This is a genomic window from Microbacterium sp. bgisy189, assembly GCF_057707225.1.
This window is the reverse complement of sequence record NZ_JBYIPT010000004.1, coordinates 230,347-236,676: the sequence shown is the minus strand read 5'-3', so window position 1 is coordinate 236,676 and position 6,330 is coordinate 230,347. Positions and strand designations below refer to the sequence as shown.

6 protein-coding genes and 1 tRNA gene are annotated in these 6,330 nt (G+C 68.1%); 5 read left to right on the top strand and 2 right to left on the bottom strand.

All coding sequences use genetic code 11. From position 1 onward, the window contains the following. The 5 genes from AC3ENX_RS08130 to AC3ENX_RS08110 all read left to right on the top strand — a co-directional run. On the top strand, positions 1 to 280 hold a 280-nt coding region (locus AC3ENX_RS08130; protein WP_434811358.1), incomplete at its 5' end, for a hypothetical protein. Positions 281 to 804: 524 nt separating this feature from the next. Beyond that, positions 805 to 877 (top strand) — tRNA-Ala (locus AC3ENX_RS08125). A 129-nt stretch (positions 878 to 1,006) separates the two neighbouring features. Beyond that, entirely contained in the window at positions 1,007 to 2,437 is a 1,431-nt protein-coding gene (locus tag AC3ENX_RS08120; protein WP_434811357.1) for a glycosyltransferase family 2 protein, read from the top strand. Next, positions 2,434 to 2,649 carry a hypothetical protein gene (locus AC3ENX_RS08115; protein WP_434811356.1) on the top strand — a complete coding sequence of 72 codons (216 nt, stop codon included), beginning with the start codon at positions 2,434 to 2,436 and terminating at the stop codon, positions 2,647 to 2,649. Before AC3ENX_RS08120 ends, AC3ENX_RS08115 begins: the two co-directional genes overlap by 4 nt. 94 nt (positions 2,650 to 2,743) lie before the next feature. After that, positions 2,744 to 4,729 (top strand): diguanylate cyclase domain-containing protein, encoded by a 1,986-nt coding sequence (locus tag AC3ENX_RS08110; RefSeq protein ID WP_434811355.1) that lies wholly within the window; start codon positions 2,744 to 2,746, stop codon positions 4,727 to 4,729. Positions 4,730 to 4,744: 15 nt separating this feature from the next. Here the strand turns inward: AC3ENX_RS08110 and AC3ENX_RS08105 are convergent, their stop codons facing one another. Next, complete coding sequence (locus AC3ENX_RS08105) at positions 4,745 to 5,596, bottom strand: polysaccharide deacetylase family protein (protein WP_434811354.1); 852 nt, start codon at positions 5,594 to 5,596, stop codon at positions 4,745 to 4,747. After that, positions 5,593 to 6,306, bottom strand: coding sequence for an SOS response-associated peptidase (locus AC3ENX_RS08100; protein ID WP_434811353.1), 714 nt, complete (start codon positions 6,304 to 6,306; stop codon positions 5,593 to 5,595). Before AC3ENX_RS08100 ends, AC3ENX_RS08105 begins: the two co-directional genes overlap by 4 nt. Positions 6,307 to 6,330: the final 24 nt, after the last annotated feature.

The window sequence follows — 6,330 nt, the reverse complement described above, 5'->3', positions numbered from 1 at the left end:
CCCCCCCCCCCCCCCCCCCCCCGAGGCCCTCGCTGCGCTCGGACGAGCGGCGGAGATCGCTGGCGACGACCCCAGCGTTCTCCAGGCCGCCGAGGATGCGGTGACCCTCGCCGAGATATCGGGCGACGGCGAGGCGACCGTCGCACTGCGGTCGCACTACGCGGATCTGCTTCACGCGGCCGGGCGGATCGACGAAGCGCGTGAACAGCAGCAGCGATGGGCGGTCGAACTCTCCGTCCTCCTGAATGCCCACGGCGCCGACTGGACTGTCCGCGATTGAGCTACGCGACAGCTGAGATTGGTGGGCGGGAACTGCACGGCTGAAGAGGCTGCTCGTGGCGCCGGTTCACGGAACGTGCGCGGGGAGACTGGCTCGGTGATTGCGACTGTCACCATCGTGAACGTAACGGCGAGCTCGAGTTCGGCGATCGGGAGCGGAAGGAGCGGTACTTCCCTAGCCGGCGGGGCGCCACGGCGCCGGAGCGTCGACTATCCCTGTGGATGCAGCAGTGCGGTAGGAGCGTACGGACCGGCCGCCTCTCCGTCGAGCAGATCGCGTTCCTCGACGACGCGGTCCGCGGCTGGCGAGAGGGCGTCACGGTCAACTTGCGTCGGTGGCGGGATTGAGCGGCCGGCTGCCGAGATTCGAGATGTAGACACTTACTCGACTGTTCAGATGCCTAGAGATCTCTCCAGGAGCGTCCAGATCCATCGAAGCCCGGTCGCGTATGCTGGCAATCACCACCGCCGGAGTGAAGCCGAAGTGCAGGATTCCGGGGGTTTTTGGCATCCGCGAGATCATCCGGGCCTGTGGCGCAGCTGGTAGCGCACCTGCATGGCATGCAGGGGGTCAGGGGTTCGAGTCCCCTCAGGTCCACGAAATTCCCGCTCCGGCGGGGATTTTCGCGTTTCAGGTGCCATGAGGCACCACCTCCGAATCCATTCGACGACGCGCCCGAGCCGAGCGAGCCCGGCACCGCGGCGATCGGGTTAGCATTGCCAACCGATGAAGAACGACCGGTTGCGCAGATTCACCGGCCTCGCAGTGATCGCGTTGACGACACTCGCGGCGGCAGGCCTCATGCTCGTCGTCATCGCCGCCGATCCGGGAGAGTTCGCGCGTCCCCACCGCCTGCAGGTTGCGGACGGGTGGAGCCTGCTCTACGACGACCACATGCCGCCGTGGCTGCTGGTGCTGCTCGCCGTCGTGCTGACCGTGGTGATCGGTACGGCGATCGGCGGCTTCGAGTCGTTCGTCGCCAATCGCTCGCGCCGCAGCCCGGAAGGCGCACTCAAGCGTCCGATCTCCCCACGGACGATCATGGCCGCGACCCGCGGCGTGTATGCCGGCGAAGTGACCGTCACGGTCCTCATTCCCGCGCACAACGAGGAGAAGAGTCTTCCGATCACCCTCGCGTCGCTCAAGGCGCAATCGACGCCCCCTGACCGCATCCTCGTCGTCGCCGACAACTGCACCGACGGGACCGTGCAGGTGGCACGCGACGCCGGCGCCGACGTGATCGAGACCGTCGACAATCGCCACAAGAAGGCGGGCGGACTGAACCAGGCGCTCCGGGGTCTGCTCCCGCACCTCGGCGACAACGACACCGTGATGGTGATGGACGCCGACACCGCGCTCTCGGATCGGTTCATCGAGATCGCCAAAGCCCGCTTCACGGCGGACCGCGCGCTCATGGCCGTCGGCGGCCTCTTCCACGGGGAGCCGGGCCACGGACTGCTGGGTCAGTTCCAGCGCAACGAGTACACGCGGTACTCCCGTGAGATCGAGCGACGCCGCGGGCGCGTCTTCGTGCTCACCGGGGCGGCATCGCTGTTCCGCCCCGCCGCGCTGCGCGCTGTCGCCGATTCCCGCGGCACCCTCATCCCCGGCGTCCCGGGCGACGTGTACGACACCGTCGCGCTGACCGAAGACAACGAGCTCACGATCGCGATCAAGTCGCTCGGGGGCCTCATGACCTCGCCGCGCGACTGCACCGTCGTGACAGAACTGATGCCGACGTGGGGGATGCTCTGGAAGCAGCGGCTGCGCTGGCAGCGGGGCGCCATCGAGAACCTCGCGGCATACGGCGTCACGCCGACGACCGTGCGCTACTGGGCGCAGCAGATCGGCATCGGCTACTCCGTGATCGCCCTCGCCTCCTACTTCCTGCTGATCTTCCTCACGGTGGTCGCACTCGACGAGTTCGTCTGGTTTCCGTTCTGGATCACCGTGGGATCCGTTTTCGTCCTCGAACGCCTCGTGACCGTCTGGCGAGGGGGATGGCGGGCCCGAGTGCTGTCGGTGTTCGTCCTGCCCGAGCTCGTCTTCGACATGTTCCTGAACGTGGTGTTCGTCAAGGGCATCATCGACATGTCGTTCGGGCGAGAAGCGGGTTGGTCGCACCTCACCACGGCCGCGAAGGAGACGTCGGCATGATCGCGGGCATCGCGCGTGCGGGGCTGCTGCTGCCCGAATCCATCCTGCAATCCGACTGGTTCTCGGCGCTGGCGACGTTCGTCGCCGTCAACACCCTCATCTACGTCGCGTTCGCTGCGATCAAGATCTTCCCTGCGCCGCGCTTCACCCGCGGTCGAGGTCGCAGCCGGCGCGTCGAGACGCGCAGCATCCACCCGGATGGCGAAGTGTGACGCACCACGCGGACCGCTGATCCGCTGTTCGTCGCGTGCGGTGCCCTAGGCTCGAAAGAACCCCGAACGAGGATTCGAGCGCGGAGGAGGAGCGTTGTCACCCCAACCCGTCCTCGCATCCCGTCGCAGGCCGCTTTCGCAGCGCCTGTGGCGACGACAGTCGTTGCGGTCGGGGGTCTCGGCGATCGGCTTCGGCTTCATCGGGGCCCTCATCGCAGCCGACCTCATGCTGCGCACGCACACCGTCACGGTCACCATCGTCGAATCGATCATGGTCGCGGTGTGCGCAGCCGGCACGATCGCGGCGCTCGCACTCGGCAATCGATTCCCCCGATGGGGCGGCGCGGTCGTCGGGTTGCTCACGATCGCGGGAATCGCAGTCTTCGTCGCGTTCTCGATCAGCGGACCCGCAATCGTCGGCGCGCTGCTGATCATCCCGCCGGTCGCCCTCTATTTGGGGTGGGGAATGCGCCCCTGGTCGGCTCGAGCCGTGCTGCTGGGACTCATCTTCGCCGTCGTCGGCGGACTCCAGACCAACCTCACGTTCCAGACCTCCGTCCTCCTCGACGGCGCAACGCCCGTCTACGCCGCGGTCGTCTCCTGGTTCTGCCTCGAAGTCGCCATCATCCTCGGCGGCAGACTGCGCCGAGCCGCCCGAACGGATTCGCTCACCCAGGCACTGAATCGACGAGGGCTGCGGGCGCATTTCCGCGTCGGCGGAGCGCGGCGCACGGCCGCCCTCGTCGTCGCAGACCTCGACGGCTTCAAATCCGTCAACGATGTGCACGGGCACTCGGCGGGCGACGAGATCCTGCGCGCGAGTGTCGCCGCGTGGACGCATGCGCTGCACCGTCGCGGAGTCGTCGGGCGATGGGGCGGCGACGAATTCGTGATCCTCCTGCCCGCCGGCGTCGATGCCGTCGCCCTCGCCGAGGAGCTCCAGAGCGTCTCACCCCACCCATGGACCGCCGGCGTCGCGCGGGTGGAGGCAGATGACACCCTCGAGACCGCGATCCACCGCGCCGACGCCGACCTGTACTCGCACAAGGGTTCAGCCGCCGAGCGGCGAGAACGCGCCCTGATGAGGTGGGAGGAGCGCGCGAAGTCGGCGACCTGGTGGCAGCGTATCCTCCGCCACCAGACGCCGTTCACGGTCGTGATGGCGCTCGCGGCCCTCGGGCTGGGGCTGACCGTGGCGATCGATCACGCCAGCGGGATGGTCCCGGTCGGACCCGACCTCATCGTGTACGCGATCATCGCGACCTGCGCGGCGGGCATCGTCGTGCCGCTCGCCCTCGGCCACCGGTACCCGAAATGGGCCGGCATCGTCGCGATCCTCATCGCCGGATGCGCGATGTTCTACTACGCGGCGTGGGCCGCGGACCCGCGATTGATCGTCAACATCCTGCTCGAGATCCCACTGTTCGCAACGCTGCTCGCATGGTTCTACCGCCCGCCCGTCGTCCGCGGCGTGCTGACGACCGTGCTCGCCCTCGTGACGCTCGGGTGGCTCGTGAACCCCTTTCCCGGCGTCACGTTCGCGGTGGGGCTGCAGCCCATCATCGCGACGACGTGCGTGTCGTTCCTCATCTCCGAAGTGGTCGCGTTCGTGCGCGAACGCGAGCGACGCGTTGCCGACACCGACGCGCTGACAGGTGCACTGAACCGGCTCGGCTTCGTCGATGTGATCGACGACGTCGCCGCGCGCACCCATCGACGAGGGGCTCCGCTGACGCTCGTCGTCGTCGACTTCGACGAATTCAAGAAGCTCAACGATCTGCACGGCCACTCCGCGGGAGATGCCGCGCTACGCGAAACGGTTGCGGAGTGGCGCGCAGGCCTCCGCGACAGTGACCTCATCGCGCGTGTCGGCGGCGATGAGTTCGTCCTCGCCCTTCCTGCCGCGCGGGTCGAGGATGCGGAGGGAGTCGTCTCTCGACTGCAACACGCGTCTGACCAGCGCTGGAGTTGGGGGGCCTCCGAGATGCGCCGGGGCGACACGCTCGATGAAGCGCTGCACCGGGCCGATGTCGCGATGTACCGGGCGAAGGCCACGCGACGTGATCGCGGCGCAGCGTGATCGATCAGCGCGGTTTCACGCTGTGCGGTCGATCACCTCGATCAGGCGCTCCCTGATCACCGCACCGCGCGTCGCGAAGCCACGCTGCCGGCGCACGTAGTCCGCCTTGCCCTCGGGCCGCTCGACGGGGACGGGTGCCAGACCGTACCCGGTCAGATCGTACGGCGAGGCGGCCATGTCGACGGTGCGGATGTCGCGCGCCAGGGTGAACGCGTCCAGCAAGAGTTCGCCGGGCACGAGTGGGCCGAGTTTGACGGCCCACTTGTACAGGTCCATGCCTGCGTGGAGGCACCCGGGCTGTTCATCGCCCGTCTGATCGTCACGTCGCAGGGACGAACGGTTTCTGGGTGCCGCGTCGGCGGTGAAGAACCGGAACGCATCGAAGTGGGTGCAGCGCAGTTCGTGGGCATCGACGACTGCGTCGGTGCCCACGGCGCCGAGGCGCAGCGGGAGGTCGTGCCGCGTATCGCGGTCGCGATAGACCATCGCCCACTCATGCAGACCGAAGCAGCCGTAGCCCGCGGGGCGTGCCGCCGTAGCCCGAAGGATCTGCCGAATGCCGCGAACGAGGAGCGCCTTCTCGGCTCTGAACGCCTCCCCGTCGACGACGAGTGATCCGCGCTCTTCGCCGGGTCGATACCACCGCCACGCCGCGCGGGCATCGTCGGCCGCGCCGACGAGCTGCACGCGCTCGCCCGGATGCCACCGGCGCAGCACTGCGGGCTTGTATGAGTAGTAGGTGAAGAGGAAGTCCTCCACCGGATGCCGCTCACCACGCGCCGTCCGCTCGCGATGCGCAGCGGTCAACTCGTCTGCGCGCGCGATGTGGGCGGCTTCGACCGCACGCCAAGCGGGCGCCGGACTCATGCCCCGAGGCGCTCGATCAGCGAGGGGGAGTCATTGCGCACGTTTCCCACGGCGCGATCGACGGCGTATGCCTCGAGCGTGTCGGCCAGTGCGGGCGCGGCATCGATCGCCGCGTCGAGGATGTCACCGACGTTGTCGGCTTCGGTGTCCAGCCACGCGTCCGCATGGTCCGCGTCGAGGAACAGCGGCATCCGATCGTGGATCGAGCCGAGGGAGCCGACCGCGTCGCGCGTCATGATCGTGAAGCTCAACATCCATCGAGCGGGATCGTCCTCGGCCTTTGCCGGGTCCTTCCACCATTCGTAGAGCCCGGCGAACAGCAACGGCGAGCCGTCGGCCGGGTGGATGAAGTGCGGCGTTTTGACGCCGTCTTCGGTCTTCCACTCGTAGTAGGCCGTGGCAGGAACCACGGCACGACGCTTGATCAGCGCCTGGCGGAACATCGGCTTGTCCTCGACCTCTTCGGAGCGCGCGTTGAACGCGCGGGTACCGATCGAAGGATCCTTCGCCCAGGCCGGGACGAGCCCCCACCGCGCGCTCTCCAGGCGGCGCGTGGGCGGATCGGTCTTGGCCGAGTCCAGCACGATCGCGGCGCGCGCGGTCGGCGCGATGTTGAACGACGGCGCCGGCAGGTCGTCACCCTCGACGTCGACGCGCAGCACACCAACGAGTTCAGACCCGACGTCTGCCACTACGAATCGCCCGCACATACCGCCAGCGTACGCGGCCCGTCC

Excerpts from the sequence above, each read along its gene's own strand:
- AC3ENX_RS08120 (WP_434811357.1), top strand. The coding sequence starts at position 1,007 with ATGAAGAACGACCGGTTGCGCAGATTCACCGGCCTCGCAGTGATCGCG.
- AC3ENX_RS08115 (WP_434811356.1), top strand. The coding sequence starts at position 2,434 with ATGATCGCGGGCATCGCGCGTGCGGGGCTGCTGCTGCCCGAATCCATC.
- AC3ENX_RS08105 (WP_434811354.1), bottom strand. The coding sequence starts at position 5,596 with ATGAGTCCGGCGCCCGCTTGGCGTGCGGTCGAAGCCGCCCACATCGCG.
- AC3ENX_RS08100 (WP_434811353.1), bottom strand. The coding sequence starts at position 6,306 with ATGTGCGGGCGATTCGTAGTGGCAGACGTCGGGTCTGAACTCGTTGGT.